The 17,703-nt window shown below is 67.5% G+C and carries 22 protein-coding genes; 10 read left to right on the top strand and 12 right to left on the bottom strand.

The features are described from left to right. The first annotated feature begins 30 nt into the window (after positions 1-30). The 3 genes from pyk to ACIQC9_RS08835 are packed head-to-tail and all read left to right on the top strand — an operon-like array spanning position 31 to position 2,819. A complete protein-coding gene (gene pyk, locus ACIQC9_RS08845; protein ID WP_400614579.1) occupies positions 31-1,467 on the top strand; it encodes a pyruvate kinase in 1,437 nt (478 codons plus the stop codon). Positions 1,468-1,492: 25 nt separating this feature from the next. Continuing rightward, the gene (locus ACIQC9_RS08840; protein WP_400614577.1) at positions 1,493-2,521 is read left to right on the top strand and encodes a DNA adenine methylase; all 1,029 of its coding nucleotides are present in this window, start codon (positions 1,493-1,495) and stop codon (positions 2,519-2,521) included. Positions 2,522-2,558: 37 nt separating this feature from the next. After that, a complete protein-coding gene (locus ACIQC9_RS08835; protein ID WP_400614574.1) occupies positions 2,559-2,819 on the top strand; it encodes a hypothetical protein in 261 nt (86 codons plus the stop codon). Here the strand turns inward: ACIQC9_RS08835 and ACIQC9_RS08830 are convergent. From ACIQC9_RS08830 to ACIQC9_RS08800, 7 genes are all read right to left on the bottom strand, one after another. Then, positions 2,816-3,475: a ribonuclease HII gene (locus ACIQC9_RS08830; RefSeq protein WP_400614571.1), complete on the bottom strand. Its 660-nt coding sequence runs from the start codon at positions 3,473-3,475 to the stop codon at positions 2,816-2,818. The two genes, ACIQC9_RS08835 and ACIQC9_RS08830, sit on opposite strands and share 4 nt — an antisense overlap. Continuing rightward, positions 3,472-4,059 carry a DNA-3-methyladenine glycosylase I gene (locus ACIQC9_RS08825; RefSeq protein WP_400615444.1) on the bottom strand — a complete coding sequence of 196 codons (588 nt, stop codon included), beginning with the start codon at positions 4,057-4,059 and terminating at the stop codon, positions 3,472-3,474. Before ACIQC9_RS08825 ends, ACIQC9_RS08830 begins: the two co-directional genes overlap by 4 nt. Beyond that, entirely contained in the window at positions 4,056-4,862 is an 807-nt protein-coding gene (locus ACIQC9_RS08820; RefSeq protein ID WP_400614568.1) for an inositol monophosphatase family protein, read from the bottom strand. Before ACIQC9_RS08820 ends, ACIQC9_RS08825 begins: the two co-directional genes overlap by 4 nt. A 95-nt stretch (positions 4,863-4,957) precedes the next feature. Beyond that, a complete protein-coding gene (gene efp, locus ACIQC9_RS08815; RefSeq protein ID WP_400614565.1) occupies positions 4,958-5,527 on the bottom strand; it encodes an elongation factor P in 570 nt (189 codons plus the stop codon). Between the two features lie 85 nt (positions 5,528-5,612). Further along, entirely contained in the window at positions 5,613-6,167 is a 555-nt protein-coding gene (locus tag ACIQC9_RS08810) for a tryptophan-rich sensory protein (RefSeq protein WP_400614563.1), read from the bottom strand. A 54-nt stretch (positions 6,168-6,221) separates the two neighbouring features. Next, positions 6,222-6,458 carry a helix-turn-helix domain-containing protein gene (locus ACIQC9_RS08805; protein ID WP_400614561.1) on the bottom strand — a complete coding sequence of 79 codons (237 nt, stop codon included), beginning with the start codon at positions 6,456-6,458 and terminating at the stop codon, positions 6,222-6,224. Further along, complete coding sequence (locus tag ACIQC9_RS08800; RefSeq protein WP_400614558.1) at positions 6,458-6,958, bottom strand: DUF2975 domain-containing protein; 501 nt, start codon at positions 6,956-6,958, stop codon at positions 6,458-6,460. The genes ACIQC9_RS08805 and ACIQC9_RS08800 overlap by 1 nt, the downstream gene beginning before the upstream one ends. 93 nt (positions 6,959-7,051) lie before the next feature. Between ACIQC9_RS08800 and ACIQC9_RS08795 the strand changes: the two genes are divergently transcribed. Together ACIQC9_RS08795 and ACIQC9_RS08790 are read left to right on the top strand one after the other, a co-directional pair. Beyond that, the gene (locus tag ACIQC9_RS08795) at positions 7,052-7,987 is read left to right on the top strand and encodes an ABC transporter ATP-binding protein (RefSeq protein WP_400614556.1); all 936 of its coding nucleotides are present in this window, start codon (positions 7,052-7,054) and stop codon (positions 7,985-7,987) included. Then, positions 7,987-8,712, top strand: coding sequence for an ABC transporter permease (locus ACIQC9_RS08790; protein WP_400614553.1), 726 nt, complete (start codon positions 7,987-7,989; stop codon positions 8,710-8,712). The genes ACIQC9_RS08795 and ACIQC9_RS08790 overlap by 1 nt, the downstream gene beginning before the upstream one ends. On the opposite strand, the gene bfr is transcribed toward ACIQC9_RS08790, so the two are convergent. After that, a complete protein-coding gene (gene bfr / locus ACIQC9_RS08785; RefSeq protein WP_400614551.1) occupies positions 8,709-9,209 on the bottom strand; it encodes a bacterioferritin in 501 nt (166 codons plus the stop codon). The genes ACIQC9_RS08790 and bfr overlap by 4 nt on opposite strands. Positions 9,210-9,351: 142 nt before the next feature. Beyond that, positions 9,352-9,537, bottom strand: a complete 186-nt coding sequence (locus ACIQC9_RS08780) for a bacterioferritin-associated ferredoxin (protein WP_400614549.1) — start codon at positions 9,535-9,537, stop codon at positions 9,352-9,354. 121 nt (positions 9,538-9,658) lie between these two features. On the opposite strand from ACIQC9_RS08780, the gene thiE reads away from it, so the two are divergent. From thiE to ACIQC9_RS08755, 5 genes are all read left to right on the top strand, one after another. After that, entirely contained in the window at positions 9,659-10,318 is a 660-nt protein-coding gene (thiE, locus tag ACIQC9_RS08775) for a thiamine phosphate synthase (protein ID WP_400614546.1), read from the top strand. 65 nt (positions 10,319-10,383) lie between these two features. Beyond that, positions 10,384-12,069, top strand: coding sequence for an ATP-binding protein (locus tag ACIQC9_RS08770; protein ID WP_400614543.1), 1,686 nt, complete (start codon positions 10,384-10,386; stop codon positions 12,067-12,069). A gap of 104 nt (positions 12,070-12,173) precedes the next feature. Then, entirely contained in the window at positions 12,174-13,586 is a 1,413-nt protein-coding gene (locus tag ACIQC9_RS08765; RefSeq protein ID WP_400614541.1) for a cytochrome ubiquinol oxidase subunit I, read from the top strand. Then, a complete protein-coding gene (cydB, locus tag ACIQC9_RS08760) occupies positions 13,586-14,614 on the top strand; it encodes a cytochrome d ubiquinol oxidase subunit II (protein ID WP_400614539.1) in 1,029 nt (342 codons plus the stop codon). The genes ACIQC9_RS08765 and cydB overlap by 1 nt, the downstream gene beginning before the upstream one ends. A gap of 160 nt (positions 14,615-14,774) precedes the next feature. Further along, positions 14,775-15,692, top strand: coding sequence for a hypothetical protein (locus tag ACIQC9_RS08755; protein WP_400614537.1), 918 nt, complete (start codon positions 14,775-14,777; stop codon positions 15,690-15,692). Here ACIQC9_RS08755 and ACIQC9_RS08750 read toward each other — a convergent pair. The 3 genes from ACIQC9_RS08750 to ACIQC9_RS08740 form a co-directional block, all read right to left on the bottom strand. After that, positions 15,689-16,117 (bottom strand): YkgJ family cysteine cluster protein, encoded by a 429-nt coding sequence (locus ACIQC9_RS08750; RefSeq protein WP_400614536.1) that lies wholly within the window; start codon positions 16,115-16,117, stop codon positions 15,689-15,691. The two genes, ACIQC9_RS08755 and ACIQC9_RS08750, sit on opposite strands and share 4 nt — an antisense overlap. After that, entirely contained in the window at positions 16,102-16,440 is a 339-nt protein-coding gene (locus tag ACIQC9_RS08745) for a VOC family protein (protein WP_400614533.1), read from the bottom strand. Before ACIQC9_RS08745 ends, ACIQC9_RS08750 begins: the two co-directional genes overlap by 16 nt. Before the next feature lie 173 nt (positions 16,441-16,613). Beyond that, positions 16,614-17,600 (bottom strand): alpha/beta hydrolase, encoded by a 987-nt coding sequence (locus ACIQC9_RS08740; protein WP_400614532.1) that lies wholly within the window; start codon positions 17,598-17,600, stop codon positions 16,614-16,616. Positions 17,601-17,703 lie beyond the last annotated feature (103 nt).

The raw sequence follows: 17,703 nt of genomic DNA, 5'->3' as shown, positions 1-17,703 counted from the left end.
CCTGACGCTCCCCATAAGGCCAGTGAGATCATGAAAAGAGCCCGGCGCGCCCGCATCGTCGCGACCCTTGGACCCGCCAGCCGCGCCCCGGGCACGGTCAAGGCCCTTGCCCTTGCCGGGGTGGACGTCTTTCGTCTGAACTTCAGCCACGGCAGCCACGAGGATCACGCGGCCGCTCTCAAGGCCGTCCGCGGCGCCGAGATCGCACTGAAGCGCCCGCTGGGCGTACTCGCCGACCTGCAGGGTCCCAAGCTGCGTCTCGGCAAGTTTGCAAACGTCGAGATCGACGTGAAGCCCGGCCACACCATGCGCTTCGACCTCGACCCAACCCCGGGTGATGAGACGCGGGTGCAGATGCCGCATCCGGAAATCTTCAAGGCCCTGCGCACCGGTATGCTGCTGCTTCTCGACGACGGCCGGGTGCGCCTTCGCGTGGGCGAGCGTCACGATACCTGGGCCGATGTCACGGTCGAGAGCGGCTCCAAACTGTCGGATCGCAAGGGCGTCGCCGTGCCCGAGGCCGTGATTCCCGTCTCGGCCCTGACTCCCAAGGACCGCGAGGACCTCGCATTCGCCCTGCGCATCGGCGTCGACTGGGTCGCCCTCAGCTTTGTCCAGAAGGCCGAGGACATGGCCGAGCTGAAACAGCTGGTTAAGGGCAAGGCCGCCTGTCTCGCCAAGATCGAGAAGCCGCAGGCTCTGGCCCAGCTGGACAGCATCCTCGACTACTGCGACGGCGTCATGGTCGCCCGCGGCGATCTGGGCGTCGAACTGGAACCCGAAGAGGTGCCGGTCGCGCAGAAGCAGATCATCCGCGCCGCCCGCCAGCGCGGCGTGCCCGTGATCGTCGCCACCCAGATGCTGGAGTCGATGACGTCCTCGCCTGCACCGACCCGCGCGGAGGCCTCCGACGTCGCCAACGCCGTCTATGAGGGGGCGGACGCCATGATGCTGTCGGCCGAGACGGCGTCGGGCCAGTATCCGCTCGAAGCCGTCGGCATCATGAACCGCATCATCGAGCGGGTCGAAAACGATCCGATGTGGCCGGGCCTGATGGACGCCGAGCACGCCGGCATGGACGACATCGACGCCGACGCCCTCGTCGCCGCGGCCCGCAAAGCCGCCGAGGCCCAGTCGACGGCCTGCATCGTCGTGTTCACGACACTTGGCGGCACCGCCCGCCGCATGGCCCGCGAGCGGCCGCTGCAGCCGGTGCTGGCCCTCACGCCCAACCCGGATACCGCCCGGCGACTGGCGCTGGTCTGGGGACTGGAGACCCGTCTCGGCAAGGAGCCCGCGTCGCTGGAGGATGTCACCGACGACGCGATCCAGAGCGCCATGGCCAACGAGCTCGCCGAGCCCGGCCAGCGCATCCTCATCCTCGCCGGCACCCCCTTCGGCGCCCCGGGGGCTGCGAATCTCCTCCGTCTGGCCCATGCTCCGGCCAAGGCGAAGGGCAAGCGCTAGGCTCGCTCCGCCCGGAAGGGTCGGGATGATCAAATACATCGGCTCCAAGCGCGCTCTGCTGGGCCATGTGACCTCGGCGATCGCCGCCGCGCTGCCCGACGGCGGGACGGTCTGCGACCTGTTCTCCGGCACCGCGCGCGTGGGTCACGCCCTGAAGCGGCAAGGCTTTGATGTCTGGTCCAACGACCACAACGCCTACGCCCACACCCTTGCGACGGCCTATGTGCAAGCAGACCGGGACCGCTGGCTGGACAGGGCGGAGGCCGTCCTCGCTGAACTCCGCACCGTCGCCCCGCAGGCCGGCTGGTTCACCCAGGCCTACAGCCACGACGCCCGCTTCTTCACGGCGGAAAACGGCGCCCGTATCGACGCCATCCGCGATCGCATCGCCGCCCTGTCGCTTGAGCCTGAACTGGAGGCGATCGCCTTGGTCAGCCTTATGGAGGCGGCCGACCGCGTCGACTCCACCGCCGGCCTGCAGATGGCCTACATGAAGTCATGGGCGGCCCGGGCGCTGAAGCCGCTGGAGCTCCGCATGCCCGACATCCTGCCGGGGCAGGGGAGGGCGACCCGCCGCGACGCCGTCGAACTGGCGCCCGAGGTCGAGGCCGACCTCGTCTATCTGGACCCGCCCTACAACCAGCATTCCTACCTCGGGAATTACCACTGCTGGGAAAGCCTGATCCTGTGGGACAAGCCCCAGACCTACGGCGTCGCGAACAAGCGCATCGACGTCCGCACCCGCAAGTCAGCCTTCAATTCCAAGCCTGGTATCGGCCCGGCGTTGAAGGCGGTGATCGAGGGGCTGCGCGCGCCGAACCTCGTCGTCTCGTTCAACGACGAGGGCTATCTGTCCCGCGATCAGTTGACCGCCATGCTGTCGACCCGCGGCGAGGTGCAGGTGATCGAGATTCAGCACCCGCGTTACGTTGGCGCGAAGATCGGCATCCATAATCCCAAGGGCGAAAAGGTCGGCTCGGTGGGGCGGCTGAAGAACGTCGAATACCTGTTCGTCGTGTCCGACAGGCGGGTATCGCTGGCCGATGCGGCCTGAGTCCGGAACAGTACACAGCGTTCGCCGTTATCGAGGCATGGAAACCCTGCCGCTGACCCCTGACCAGCGCCTGCACGGCGTACGCACCTACGGCCGCGTCGCCCGCAACCTCGACATCGTCGCCTGGCGCGCGCCGGGCGCGATGCGGTTCGAAAGCCGGCCCGCGAACGACTTGCATGTTCACCGCGAAGCAGCGGGGCCCGGGCTTTCGGATATCCCGCACTGGATGATTGTCGTGGTCGGCGCCGTTGCAGTCGCCGTGGTCGGCGCGCTGCTGGGCGGAATGCTGGCGGTCTAGCCTTCCAGCAACGCCCGGATCGGCGCCCAGGCGCGCCGGTGCGCGGGGCATGGCCCCAGCGCCTTCAACGCTTCCTGATGGATCGGCGCGTTGTAGCCCTTGTGGCTGGCGAAGCCGTAGCCCGGGTACACCCCGTCCAGCTCGACCATCAGTCGATCCCGCGCCGTCTTGGCGAGGATAGAGGCCGCGCCGATAGACAGCGACAGCCCATCGCCGCCGACGACCGTCTGGACGTCGCAAGGCAGTTTGAAGCGATAGTTGCCGTCCACGAGCGCCGCGACCGGCTGAACGCCCAGCGCCTCGATCGCCCGGCACATGGCCAGTCCGGTCGCGTGGAGGATGTTCAACTCGGCGATCTCCTCGACCGAGGCGAATCCCACGCCCCACGCCACGGCGCGGGCCTTGATCTCGATCTCCAGCGCCTCACGCCTCGCCGCCGTCAGCGCCTTGGAATCATCGATGCCTGCGGGCAGGTCGTTCGGGTTCAGGATCACCGCCGCCGCCGACACCGGTCCGGCCCACGGCCCGCGCCCGGCTTCATCCACGCCGCACACCGGCCCGCCGGACGACTGGACCAGCAGGCTTTCCAGCGCCAGCGTCGGAAAGGCCCGGGCGGGCGCCTTCGGTCTGCTTTTCGATTTCGGAGACGCGGTCACCCGCGCTTCATGGCCTGAATTTCCCGATGACGGAAGCACTCGACGCCATGATCGTTGACCATGCCCACAGCCTGCATGAAGGCGTACACGATTACCGGCCCGCAGAAGGTAAAGCCACGCTTCTTCAAGGCCTTCGCCATGGCTTCGGATTCCGGCGTCGCCACCGGCCGCGCGTCGCTGTCCGGCCAGTGGTTGGTGATCGGCGCGCCGCCGACGAACGACCACAGCCATTCGCTGAAGTCCTCACCGCTCTCCTGCATCTCCAGCCAGATCCGCGCGCCCTTGATCGCGCTGTTGATCTTCGCCCGCGAGCGGATGATCCGCGCGTCGCCTAACAGCCTCTCGATATCGGCCTCGCCATAGGCCGCGATCTTCTCCGGATCGAACCCGTCGAAGGCGTCGCGCATCCCCTCGCGCTTCCTCAGGATGGTGATCCACGCCAGCCCGGCCTGAAACCCGTCCAGCACCAGCTTCTCCCACAGCGCCCGGCTGTCGTACTCGGGCACGCCCCACTCCTCGTCGTGATAGGCGACGTACAGCGGATCGATCCCGCACCAGGCGCAGCGATGGCGGGCTTTGGTCAGGCCCCCGCCAGAACCTTGCGCAGCTGGCTATGGATATCGGTATTGGCCGCGAGGATCTGCTTGCCCTGCTTGGGGTCGCCGTCGGCGTCGATCGTGGTCACCATGCCGCCGGCCTCGGTGACGAACAGGATGCCCGCCGCCACGTCCCACGGGTTCAGATTGCGCTCGTAATAGGCGTCGTACCGCCCCGCCGCGACCCAGGCGAAGTCCAGCGCCGCGCTGCCCAGACGGCGGATGCCCGCCACCCGCTGGCCGACCGCGTGGATGTCCTTGATCGCCTGCGCATGGCCGGTCTTGCCGATGAACGGCAGGCCGGTGGCGATCAGGCTTTCCGACAAATCCTTGCGGCCCGCGACGCGGATGCGGGTGTCGTTCAGATAGCAGCCCTTGCCCTTTTCGGCCCAGAACAGCTCGTTCATCACCGGGTTGTAGGTCACGCCCGCCACGATCTCGGACGATCCGTCCGGCGCGGTCCGCTGCAGGCCCACCGTTATGGCGAAGTGGGGCATGGCGTGCATGAAGTTGGTGGTGCCGTCGATCGGGTCGACGATCCAGGTGTGGGACTTGTCCGTCCCCTCGATCATGCCGCGCTCCTCGCCCAGGAAACCGTAACCCGGGCGGGCCTTCATCAGCAGTTCGTACAGGGTGTCCTCCGCCTTGATGTCCGCGGCGGTGACGAAGTCGCCGGGCCCCTTGCGCGACACCTGCAGGTTCGCGACCTCGCCGAAATCGCGCAGCATCGGGCGGGCGGTCTTGCGGACCGCGTCCATCATAACGGTGAGAAGGGCGGAGGCGAGGGCCATGGGAATCTCCTGGTCCGCATCTCCTGCAAAGGCGCGCGGCCCGGAGATGCGGAGAAGTTCAAACGCCGGGCTCCGTCATCGGAGCCGGATAGTCATTAGTCCGCGCGGCGGACGTATTCGCCGGTCGTGGTGTCGACGACGATCTTCTCGCCGGCTGACATGTACGGCGGGATCATGATGCGCACGCCGTTGTTGGCGATCGCGGGCTTGTAGGATGAAGAGGCGGTCTGGCCCTTCACGGTGGGCTCGGTCTCGACGACTTCCAGAGTCACCTGATCCGGCAGCGACAGGCCGATCGGACGATCCTCGTGACTCTCGATGACGACCTTCATGCCTTCCTGCAGATAGGGGATGCGATCGTCGCCGACCCAGTCCTTCTGCAGTTCGATCTGTTCGTAGTTCTCGTCGTTCATGAACACGAGGGAGTCGCCGCCGTCGTACAGGTACGAATAGTCGCGCTGTTCCAGCGTGACGCGCTCGACCTTGTCTTCCGAGCGGAAGCGTTCGTTCAGCTTGTTGCCGGTCTCGAGGTTCTTGGCCTCGACGTTGGCGAAGGCGCCGCCCTTGCCCGGCTTGACGTGGCTGGCCTTGGTGACGACCCAGAGGCCGCCATTCACTTGCAGGACCATGCCGGGCTTGATGGTGTTGCCGTTGATTTTCGCCATGAGATCTCGGAGGGGCTGAAAGCGCTGCCATCGCGGGCGCGCGAAGTGGCGCTGTCCCTAGAGTATGCCGGGCCTGCGGGCAAGGTCAGTGCACGGTCAGCCGGTCGTCCGAAACCTTGCGGTCGATGGCGTTCATCATCCGGGTTCCGCCGCCGATGGGCGAGGCCAGCTTGCCCGCATCGGGGTCCAGCCGCCGCGCTTCGTGGGCGAACGCCGCCGCCAGCCCGGCGGAGGCCATGGCCGCGCCGATCTGCATTGCTCGCCCCGCCGGTCGCGCCGCCAGCCACAGGGCGTTTACCGCCTGCGTCGCCGCCCACAGCGTCAGCGCGGCGTTCCGCCTCGGCTGCGAAGGCGCGTTCCACACGCGCACCGCAGACAGGCTGGTGGCCGAAAAGACGGCGGGGACGATCATGCTCATGGCTCCTCGCGGACGCTCGGTCACCGGTCGCGCGCCCTTGCGCAGGTCGGCGGCCGACACCCGCGGCGTCAGCGCCCGCTGCGCAAGAAACGTCGCCGCCAGCGCGAACCCCGCCGTAACCGCCACGCCAAGCAGCACATGGCCGAGGCTGCGATCTTCGCCGTTGACGAAGTCCAGCGCTGCGTCGCGTGCGTCGTCCATGAAGTCGTCGATGTCGGTCATTGGGGCGGCCCTTCCTGTTCATCGAACAATGGACCGCGCCGCGCTCCGGTTCCGCTACTCGTCGTCCGGCAGGGTCAGGTCCGCCGGATCGGCGTCATAGTCCAGCAGATCTCCTGGCCGACATCCCAGCGCCGCGCACAGCCGGGCCAGGGTGCGGAAGCGGATGCCTTTCACCTTGCCTGACCGAAACAGGGACAGCTGGGTCTCGCTCAGACCCACCTCCTGGGCGAGATCGCGAGCCTTGATCCCGCGCTTCACGATCAGGGCGTCCAGCGTCACGCGAACCGGCATCAGATCATCTCGTCCAGTTCGGCCTGCACCCGATCCGCCTGATCGATCACCCGCCCCAACAGGAACAGCGCGCCGCCGATCATGCCCAGCGTCATGCCCGCCACGTCGAAGTGCAGATAGCCGCCACGCGCCTCACCCATCAGCCGGATCAGGTTGCTGACCACGAACACGCTGACGACCCCGCCGACGCCGAGCGATAGGCCGACCCGACGCAAGGCGCGCGACAGAGTGGGCTGGATCAGTCGCCCCTTTGCCAGCTGGCCCAACGCCGACCCGATTGACCAGACGGCGAACAGATAGAACGCGCTGGGCAGACCCCACGTCGTCTGGGCCAACCATTGCACGGGCGTCGATCGGAAGTCGCCCCGCAACGCCAGCACGCCGGGTGCGATCACATACATGAGCGCCAGCAGGCTCCCGACGCTGACCACCATGAACACCGCCAGCCAGCGGAACTGCCCGCACATGCGCCGGAAACGGATGAGATCGGACTGGCTCAAAGCGGCCCCCAACGTGTCTGATCTTTAATCTTGACTTAAAGACGCACCGTTTGCAACTTTATCTAAGAGTTAAACGAACTGGACGCGCCGCCTATGACGCCTGCCATCGAGACCCACGCTCTCACCCGCCGCTTCGGGCGCCATCTGGCTGTCGACGCCGTGTCGATGACCGTGCCGGAACGCGCCGTCTACGGCTTCCTGGGCCGCAACGGGGCAGGGAAGACGACGACGCTGAAGATGCTGCTCGGCCTGATCCGCCCCGGCGGCGGCGCTGCCCGCATCTGCGGCCTCGATGTGGCCCGCGACCGGATGGCGGCGTCTCGCAAGGTGGGGGCGCTGCTGGAGGCGCACGGATTCTACGCCAACCTGACCGGCCGTGAGAATCTGGACCTGACCCGCACCCTGCTCGGCATCCCGGCGACCGAGGTCGACCGGGTGCTGGAGGTGGTCGAGATGCAGGCCAATGCCCGCCGCCGGGTCTCGGACTATTCGCTGGGCATGCGACAACGGCTCGGGCTGGCCCGGGCCATGCTGGGCGCGCCCCAGGTGCTGATCCTCGACGAGCCCACCAATGGCCTCGACCCCGACGGCATCGCCGACATGCGCCGCTTCCTCAAGAGCCTGCCCGACCGCACGGGCGCGACTGTCCTGCTCTCCAGCCACCTGCTCGGCGAGATCGAACAAACCGCCACTCACATCGGCATCGTCAATGAAGGCCGGCTGGTGCTGGAGGGCGAGCTCGCCCGCCTGAAAGCCGATCTCCGGCCCGAAATCGTCATCCGCACCGGAGACCAGACCCGGGCAGCCGGCGTCCTGCGCGCCCGTGACCTGACCCTGTCGGACGGCGAGGACGGTCTGATCGCGCGTCTCCGATCGGGCGACGACGCTGACCGCACGACCGCCGCTCTCAACCGCGCCCTCATCGAGGCCGGGATCGACGTCTTCGCTATCGGCCCGCGCGCCCGGTCGCTGGAAGGCATCTATCGCGATGTCGCCGCCCCTACCGTTCAAGCCCCGGAGACCGTCTGATGCTCGCCGTCCTGTCCGTTGAAGCGCGCAAGCTGAACCGCTCGCTGGCCGCCCTTCTGGCGCTGGCAGCCCCGACGCTGATCGCCATCTTCGTCTTCTTCAACATGCTTCGTGGCAAGGAAGCCGCGCCGTGGGACCTGTATATGCAGGGCTCGGTCGGCATCTGGGCTTTCTTCATGCTGCCCATGAGCGTCACAGCGCTGACCGCTCTCGTCGCTCACATGGAGCACGGCCCCCGGGCGTGGGATCACCTGCGCGCCCTGCCGGTGGCCCGCTGGAAGCTCTACGCCGCCAAGGCGATCTGCGTGCTTGTCGTCGTCGTGGCCATGAGCCTGCTCAACCTGCTGCTCACGTGGGGCGCGGTGTTGCTGGCCGCGACGATCAAGCCGGTGCTCTCGCCCACCGGCGTGTTCGACCTCGGCGTCCAGCTGATGCTGCTCGGCAAGGTCATGCTGGCGGCGACCCTGATGATCGCCATCCAGTTCTGGATCGCCATGCGGTTCGCCAGCTTCGTGCCGTCGCTGGCCGTCGGCATCGGCGGGACCTTCTTTTCGGTGGTCGCCACCGCGGCGAAACAGGGGGTGTTCTTCCCCTGGCAGATGCCGGTCAACATGCTGGCGACCGAGGCATGGCGAGTGCAGACCGCGCTCGCGCTGGGCGGGGGGCTCGGCGCGGTCGTGCTGATCCTCGCCGTGGTCCATCTGGCCCGGCGCGAGGTGCTCTAGTTGCCGGTGGCCGACTTGTCCGGGCTGATCTCGGTCATCGCGGACTGCAGATAGTTCTGCACACCCAGCTGTTCGATCAGCTTGTGCTGGGCCTCGAGAAAGTCGATGTGCTCCTCGGTGTCCGACAGGATACGCATGGCGATGTCGCGGCTGACGTAGTCCTTGGCGGCTTCGAACTGGGTCACGGCGGCCACGACGGTGTCGCGCGAGCCGAGCTCCAGCTGCAGGTCGGCGCCCAGGCATTCGATCGCGTTCTCGCCGATCTTCAGCTTGTGCAGGTCCTGCAGGTTAGGCAGTCCGTCGAGGAACAGCACGCGCTTGATCAGCATGTCGGCGTGCTTCATCTCGCCGATGCTTTCGTCGTAGATGATCTGGCCGAGGTGCTTCAGGCCCCAGCTCTCGAACATGCGAGCGTGCAGGAAATACTGGTTCACCGCCGTCAGTTCGTTGGTCAGGATCGCGTTCAGCGTCCGGATGATCGCGGGGTCGCCCTTCATGGCCCAGTCTCCAGTCGCGGCGGAGGAGTCGCCGTCTCAGGTGCTGGTCATAACACAGCAAAACGGCCTGTGTTCACTTGCGAACACTTATCACGACATTGAAATTGCGAGTAAAAATCGACCGCAGTTGCTGTTGCGACTGCTACTCAGCCGCCATCGCGAAGGACTGGCGGGTCTCCTGAATGATCTCGCGCATTTCGCAGACGCATTTGGCGCACTGGGCGGTGCACTGGTTGCGGGCGAAGACCTCGCGCGGACGGATCGCGCCCGCCTCGATGGCGGCGGCGACATCACGCTTGCGAAGACCGTTGCAGTTGCAGACGTACAAGAGACTCGCCCCGACTGAGAATGGTTCTCCATAGCAGGACGATTGTGGCGACTGCAAGTCGTTCTCAAACGGCCAGGCTTGCGGGATTGACGCAGGCCGCGGCCCGGCGCACCTCGCGGATATGGCCCGACCCGACATTCTCCCAGCCCGCCCGCCCTGCCAGCTCTACCTCATCACGCCGCCTGCGATCGCGGACCTGTCCGCCTTCGCGGAACGGCTGACCGAGGCGCTGGACGCAGGGCCCGTAGCGGCGCTGCAGATCAGGCTGAAGGATATCGATGACGCCGATGTGCTGGCGGCGGTTCAGGCGCTGAAGCCTTTGGCCGAGGCGAGGGGCGTCGCCGTGATCCTGAACGATCGGCCGGATCTCGCGGCCCGATCCGGCTGCGACGGCGTACATGTCGGTCAATCCGACGCCTCTGTCGCCGACGCCCGTCGGGTGATGGGGCCAAACGCCATGATAGGCGCGACCTGTCATGACAGTCGGGAACTGGCGATGGATGCGGCCGAGGCGGGGGCCGACTACGTCGCCTTCGGGGCCTTCTTCCCCACGTCAACCAAGGAGACGACGCATCGGCCGGAAGCCGAAATCCTGACCATCTGGCAGGAAACGGTCGAGGTCCCCTGCGTGGCCATTGGCGGGATCACGCCCGAAAACGCCGCTGATCTGGCCCGGGCCGGGGCGGACTTCGTAGCTGTCAGCGCGGCGGTCTGGGATCATCCACAGGGTCCGGCGGCCGCAGTTCGCCAGTTCAATCAGGTGCTTGCCGACGCTTTCTGACCTTCAGGGGATGTTAGGAAGGATCGTGTACGCCATCGGAACCAGTTTGCGTTCCGGAATCGATCATGACCATGAGCCGTGTCATCGGCACGCCAGAGCCGGCAGCGACCCGAAGGGTCGCGCCCGCTCGCGCGTCCGCCGGGGCGGGTGAGAACGACGCCGTCGCCTTCTTCCGCCAGCCGCTCGTTCCGGTACTGACCTGCATCGGCGTGCTGATCGTGATGGTGCTGTCCATCAAGTTCGGCCGCACCGCCGGCATGATTTCCGCCCTCTGGGGCGCCGGGGGGCTGGCCGCCGGCATGTGGCTGCGCAGCGGTCGTGGCCTTAGCTACGACATCTGCTTCGGCGGCCTGATCGCGGTCGGCATCGTCGCCGCCGAACTTCTCGTCGGCAACACAGCGGCCCAGACGGCCCTGTTCACGGTCGCCAATATGGCCGAGATCGTGACGGCGGTCTTTCTGGTCCGGCGCTTCACCCCGTACAGGCCAATGGCCACGGTGAAGGGCGCGATCCGCTTGCTCGTCATGGCCGGCGTTCTGGCGCCGCTGCCGGGCGCGATCATCGTGTCGGTCGGGCTGCAGCTGATGTCGGGCGGCGACCCCGCGGCGATGTTCCAGACCTGGTGGTTCGGCCACGCCCTCGGCTTCGCCGTCCTGATCCCGATGATCCTTGCGGCCGATCGCCGGTGGTGGGTCGAGACCCGCACCCTCGCCCGCCTCGCCGAATGGGCCGTGCTGTTCACGCTCCTGATCGGCGGCCTGTGGTTCGCCTATTTCGCCTCTTCAGCCCCGACCAGCTTCATCGTGCTTCCGGTCTTGATGATCATGGCCGCCCGTCTGCGCACGACGGGCGTGGCCCTCGGTCTTGTGCTGGTCGCGATCTTCCAGCTCACCGCTGTGGTTCAGGGCGCCCAGCCAAGCGACGACCTGCCGAACAAGGTCCTGCTAATCCAGCTGAACCTGATCTTCGCCTTCCTGCCCTTCATGCTGCTGTCGGTGCTGTTGAACGAGCGCGACGTGCTTGGCGAGAAGGCGGTTCAGGCGCAACGCCGGGCCGAGCGCGCGTCGCAGGCCAAATCCCGTCTGCTCGCCAACGTGGCTCACGAGATCAAGAGCCCCATCGGCGGCATCATCGGCATCGGCGACCTCTGGAAGTCAGGCCAGCTGGGCCCCGTCACCGCCACCCAGGACGAGATGGCCGGAATGCTGGTCGGCACCGCCCGCCAGATCGAGGGCCTCGCGCACGATCTGCTGGATGTGGCCCGCGCCGAGTCTGGCTCGGTCAAATACGAGCTTCGCCCCACCGACGTGGTCGGGGTGCTCGAGGACGTCAGCCGCGCCACCGCCATGCGCCCCGACGCACAAGGTCTGCGCTTCGACGTGTCAGGCGACGGTGAGGATCTGGTTGCGCTGGCCGACTCGCAGCGCCTCACCCAGGTCATCGCCAACCTCGCCACCAATGCTGTGAAGTACGGCTCCGACGGCGGCGTCGTGATCCTGAAAGCGATGCGCGCTGGAGCCTGCATTCGCGTTGAGGTTATCGACCACGGCGTCGGCCTGACCGCCGAGAAGCAGGCCCAGCTATTCGAGCCCTTCAACCGCCTCGGCCTCGAACGCTCGACGATCGAGGGCCACGGCATCGGTCTGGCCCTCGCCAAGAGCCTGATCGAGATGCAGGGCGGCTCCATCGGGGTCGAGTCCCAGCCCGGCCACGGCGCCACCTTCTGGCTCGAGCTCCCCGCCGCCTCCTGACGTTCAGCTTGCGGCGTTCCGCCGCGCGACCGATCGCATATGGACAAAGCTTTGGCGCAGGCGTAAGGCCCTACTATTCCTAGGGCTATTCAGGGGGTCCCGCCGTGGACGCCGACGCGCTTCTGCTCTCCCGCCTCCAGTTCGCCTTCACCGTTTCCTTCCACATCATCTTCCCCGCCTTCACGATCGGCCTCGCGGCCTTTCTGGCGGTGCTGGAAGGGCTTTGGCTGAAGACGCGGAACGAGGCGTTCAAGACCCTGTACCTGTTCTGGGTGAAAATCTTCGCGCTCAGCTTCGGCATGGGCGTCGTCTCGGGCGTGGTGCTCAGTTACCAGTTCGGCACCAACTGGTCAGAGTTCATCCGCCTGACCGGCGGCGTGATCGGGCCGCTGCTGGCCTATGAAGTCCTGACCGCCTTCTTCCTTGAGGCCTCCTTCCTCGGCGTCATGCTGTTCGGCTGGAAGAAGGTGGGCGAGAAGCTGCACTTCCTGTCCACCTGCCTCGTCGCCGTCGGCACCTCTATCTCCGCCTTCTGGATCCTGTCGGCCAACAGCTGGATGCAGACGCCGCAGGGTTTCGAGATCATGGCCGACGGTCGCTTCCAGGCGACCGATTTCATGCAGGTGATCTTCAACCCCAGCTTCCCGTCGCGCCTCGTGCACATGCTGCTGGCGGCCTTCCTGACCACGGCGCTGGTTGTCGGCGCGGCCTCCGCCTACCGCGTGCTGAAGGAGCGCCGCAGTCATACGAAAACATGGACCGAGAGCCGCATCGCACTGGTTATGGCCATCGGCATGATCGCCGTCGTCGCGCCGTTGCAACTGCTCGCCGGCCACTGGTCGGGCGAGGTGGCGCACAAGCATCAACCGTCAAAGACCGCCGCCATCGAGGGCTATTGGGAAACCCGCGCCGACCAGCCGTTGCACCTCTTCGGCATCCCCGACCGCGACGCGCAGAAGAACCACTTCGAGGTCTCGATCCCCGGCGTCGGCAACATGATACAGAACGTGCCGAAGGACGAGGTCATCAAGGGTCTCGACGCCTGGCCACGTGAGGACCAGCCCCCGCCGGTCATCCCCTTCTTCGCCTTCCGCATCATGGTCGGGCTGGGCCTGCTGATGATCGCGCTCGGCCTCGGCGGGGCCTGGCTGATCTGGCGCAAGCGGGTGTTCGACAGTCCGTGGTTCCTGCGCTTCTGCGTGGTCATGGGACCATCCGGCTTCATCGCCGTGCTGGCGGGCTGGATGGTGACAGAGGTCGGACGCCAGCCGTGGGTCGTGTATGGCGTGTTGCGCACGCGAGACGCCGTCTCTCCGGTCATCGCCAGTCAGGTGGCGACCAGCCTGATCGCCTACATCACCGTCTATTCGATCGTCTTCACCGCCGGCGCGATCTTCATCCTCCGCCTGATGGCCGAAGGACCGAAGGCGGTCGCCGCCGAACCCGCCCGTCAGGACCGGGCCCCCGGCTCGGCGCTGGCCGGCGCGCCCGATGACGAAGACGGGGGAGTGCTCTGATGGACCTGCCGCTGATCTGGGCCGGGCTGATCGCCACGGCCGTCCTGCTCTACGTCGTCCTCGACGGATTCGACCTCGGCGTCGGCATCCTGTTTCCGTTAGCGAAGTCGGCGGGCGAGCGGGATGTGATGATGAACACCATCGCCCCCGTCTGGGACGGCAACGAAACCTGGCTTGTGCTGGGGGGAGGGGGCCTGCTCGCCGCCTTCCCGCTGGCCTATTCCATCCTGATGCCGGCCCTCTATCTGCCGGTCCTGCTGATGCTGGCGGGCCTGATCCTGCGCGGCGTGGCGTTCGAGTTCCGCTTCCGCGCCCGCAAGCGGGGCCGCAAGTTCTGGACCCAGATGTTCGCCGCCGGCTCCATCCTGACCGCCATCGCGCAGGGACTGATCCTCGGCGGCTTCATTCAGGGCGTTACGGTCCAGAACGAGCGCTTCGCCGGTGGCCAGTTTGACTGGTTCACGCCCTATACGCTGCTGGTCTCCGCCGGCGTCGTGGCCGGCTACGCCCTGCTGGGCGGGGCCTGGCTGATGGCCAAGACGAAGGACAACCTGCACGGCGACGCCCGTCGCTGGACGCTGGTCAGCGCGGGTGTGGTCTCGGCCCTGCTGGTGGCCGTCAGCCTGGCCACGCTGGTCGTACACCATCGTATCGGCGTGAACTGGGGCATCGACCTGCCGGAATTCCAGATTCGCTGGGACCAGCTGGGACCGCGTCTTTTCATCCCGTTGATCGGTCTCGCCGGCCTGATCCTGATCATCGGGTCAGCCCTGCGCGGCTCGCACATGCGGCCCTTCATCGGCGCCCTGCTGGTTTTCCTGTCCGGCTATCTGGGTCTGGCGGTCAGCTTCATGCCCGACATCGTCCCCTATGGCATCGACTTCCGCCACGCGGCGGCGCCCGACAATGCGCTGGGCCTGATGCTGGTGGGGACGGTGGTCATCCTGCCGCTGATCCTCGCCTACACCGGCTGGGTTTACTGGGTGTTCCGGGGCAAGATCGACGAGGAGAGCGGCTATCAACATTGAACCCGTCCCCCCGCCCGAACCCGGCGAGGCGTCCGGCCCCCTTTGGCGCAAGCTGGCGTGGTTCGCCGGGCTCGCCGTCGCGGCCTCCGGCGTCACGGCGATCGTCGCCTATGTGCTCAGGGCCTTGCCGTTCTCGAACTGACCGGCGAAGGTCGCGGCCATGAAAGTTCTCGTCACCGCCGCCTCGCTCCTGCTCGTCACCGGCGCCGCACAGGCCCAGACCGCAACGTCCCCGGCGACCACACCGGTCCAGCAGCCCGCGCCGACAAGCAGCGTCACGCGTGACCTGAACAGTGGCCCGCCCGCCCCTGCGACCTATCTCGCCCCGGCTCCCGCGCCCCGCCCTGCCGCCCCGACGGCGACCGCGCCCGCCGCGCTGTCCACGCCGGCCCCGACGGCGTCGCCGCCTGCGAACCAACCTCGAGCGGCCACACCTGCCGCGACTCCCCCGTCCGCCTCGCCGCCGCGCACGTCGCCCCCGACCGCCACCCCGGCGCCCGGAGCCGCTGCGCCTGCGAGTCCAGCCCCGACGCCTCCCGCCGCCTCGTCGGCTGCGCCCACGACCGCACCCGCGCCTCGTGCGGCGACCCCGGCGCCGACCACGCCCCCGGCCTCAACCGCGCCCGCCCCCCGCGCCCCTGCCGCGACGACGTCGGCTCCCGTCGCAGCCCCGGCCCCTACACCCGCGCCCCCGCCGCCGTCCGCTTCGGCGCTGACGGTACTGGACGCCTCCGCCCGCGCCGCCCTGCCGTTCACTCTCGATCTGCCGCAGGGGTTTGAGCTGGTCACCGGCCGCCCCGGCCCCGACTTTCGCATCTACACCGTGCGTCGCGGCGACCGTTCGTTCGCCATGATCTACGCCGGCCCGGCCTCGCAGTTTCCGATCTACTCCGGCCAGATGGCGGAGGCCGGCGGCCGCGCCACCGTCGTCGTAGCCGAAGGTTCGGAACGTCACGCCGTCGAACACCTGTTCCAGCGTCAGACCGCCCCGCGCGAAATCCATGTCTGGACCATGTCGCTGGAAGGGGCCGACCGCGCCTTGGCCGAACGCATCGCCCAGTCGCTGGACGTCCGCTAGGACCGTCGAACCGGCGCGTCGGGCTCGCCCAGCCGGACGCCGCGCATCCCGGCGAAGACCAGCACTTCCTGACCCGGAGACGCCGCCCAGCGCCTCAGCGTCGCCTCATAGGGCGCGCGCCGCCAGTCATGCGGCCGCGTTGCGTCACATTCGACGATCAGTCGTTGGCCGCCCTGCTCGCTGTGCAGCACAAAGCCCGCCGTGCTCGGCTTCCAGTCGGCATCCAGCGCGTCGGTCAGCAGCCACAGGCAGTTGAACACCCGGCAGTCGTCCGGCCGGTCCGCATAGATCCGGCACCCGTCCGTCCTGCTGAAATGCCGGCACCACTTCCCGGCCGGCTTCTGCAGCGCGGTCACGCCCATCAGCTTGCAGCACAGGCCGCAGTCGCCGCAGCTCTTGCCCGGCTCGCTCAGTTTTCCGACCACACCGCCAGCACGTTCCCGGCCGGATCGCGGAAGTGGAAGCGTCGCCCGCCCGGAAACTCGAAGATCGGCTCCACGATCACGCCGCCGGCCGTCTCGACCCGCGACGCCATCGCTTCCAGATCGTGGGCGTAGAGGACGGGCAGGGGAGAGCCGCCGCGCTGCGCTTCGGAATCAAACCCGCCGTCCAATCCCTCTGAAAAGGCGCTGTAGCCCGGGCCGTAGTCCTGAAAGGTCCAGCCAAAGGCTTCGCCATAGAAGTCTCGCGTGGCGGTCATGTCGCCGCCCGGCATCTCCAGATAGTCCAGCTTGCCGTCTTCACGCATGTGTGTGCTCCCGTCGGAACGCCATCCGAAACCCACGCTTGCACGCGAAGTCAAACCGCGCAAACCTGCAAACGGTTCGCAATTGCAGGAGTCACCCATGATCGTCCTGAGCGCCGGATGCGCCGGCCTTGCCCGACTGATGGCGACAGAGCCACGTGATGACGGGCGGGGGTTTACCGGCTCAGCCAGCCCAGCCGTTCGCCCCACCGCAGCACCAGCTCCGGCCACACCTCGGCGGGCCTTCCCGCGATCAGCCTGATGCCGAAGCCGTGTCCGCCTTCCTGGAACAGGTGCGCCTCTGTCGTCACCCCGGCCGCCCTCAGGGTCGCCAGCAGCTGAAGGCTGTTCTCCGGCGGCACTGACGCGTCATCCAGCGCGTGGATCAGCATCGTCGGCGGCCGCCCGCGCCAGTCCATCTTCTCAAGCGAATAGCGCTCGATCTGCTCAGCGGACGGAGAGGGACCCAGCAATTCGGTCCGCGAACCGGCATGGACGAACGGGTCCGCCATCGTCGCGACCGGATAGAGCAGCACCGATACGTCGGGCCGATGCGAAACCATGTCCGCCTCATCCGCCGCCGCATAGGTCGCGTCAGCCCTCGCCGTCAGCAGCCCGGCCAGATGCCCGCCGGCCGACGCGCCCAACACGCCCACGCGCACCGGGTCCAGACCGTCCGCAGCCGCCCGCGTCCGGATCAGCCGTAGGGCGCGTTGCGCGTCCTGCAGCGACACATCCGCGCCCGCCGCCCATCCGTCTCCCGGCAGGCGATAGCGAAGCAGGAAGCATGTCACGCCCGCCGCCGCGAACGGTCGGGCGATATCCAGCCCCTCCTTGTCCACGACAGCCCATTTGTACCCGCCTCCCGGGATCAGCAGCATCGACGCCCCGTTTGGCCGCGCGGGCCGCATAACGGTCAGGATCGGGTCGGTCGTGTATTGGGCGAACCGGTCATGGAAGGACGGGTCGCGAGACCGCTCCGTCACCTGCGCCGTCACCGTCACCCGCTCGCCGCCGGGCGCGCCGTCCGGCCAAAGGCGGATCGTCTCCGTCGGATCGGGTGGAGCGACCTGGGTGCTCGACACCGGTGTCAACGCCTGCGCCGAAACCGGCGCTGCAGCCAAGGCGGCGAGCCCCAGCGCATCTCGTCTGTTCAGGGTCATGGGTAGCTCTCCTGAAGGGAGGTTATGGCGGCGGGGGCAGGGGGTGCAACGGTAGAGATCAAGCGCCGCTCGCATGGCTTGCCCCTTTCGCCCCGTCGCCGTA

The organism is Brevundimonas sp. NPDC092305 (genome assembly GCF_044755415.1).
Classification (GTDB): Bacteria; Pseudomonadota; Alphaproteobacteria; order Caulobacterales; family Caulobacteraceae; genus Brevundimonas.
Note: the sequence above shows the minus strand (reverse complement) of the source record. Positions and strands in the feature narration are given on the sequence as shown.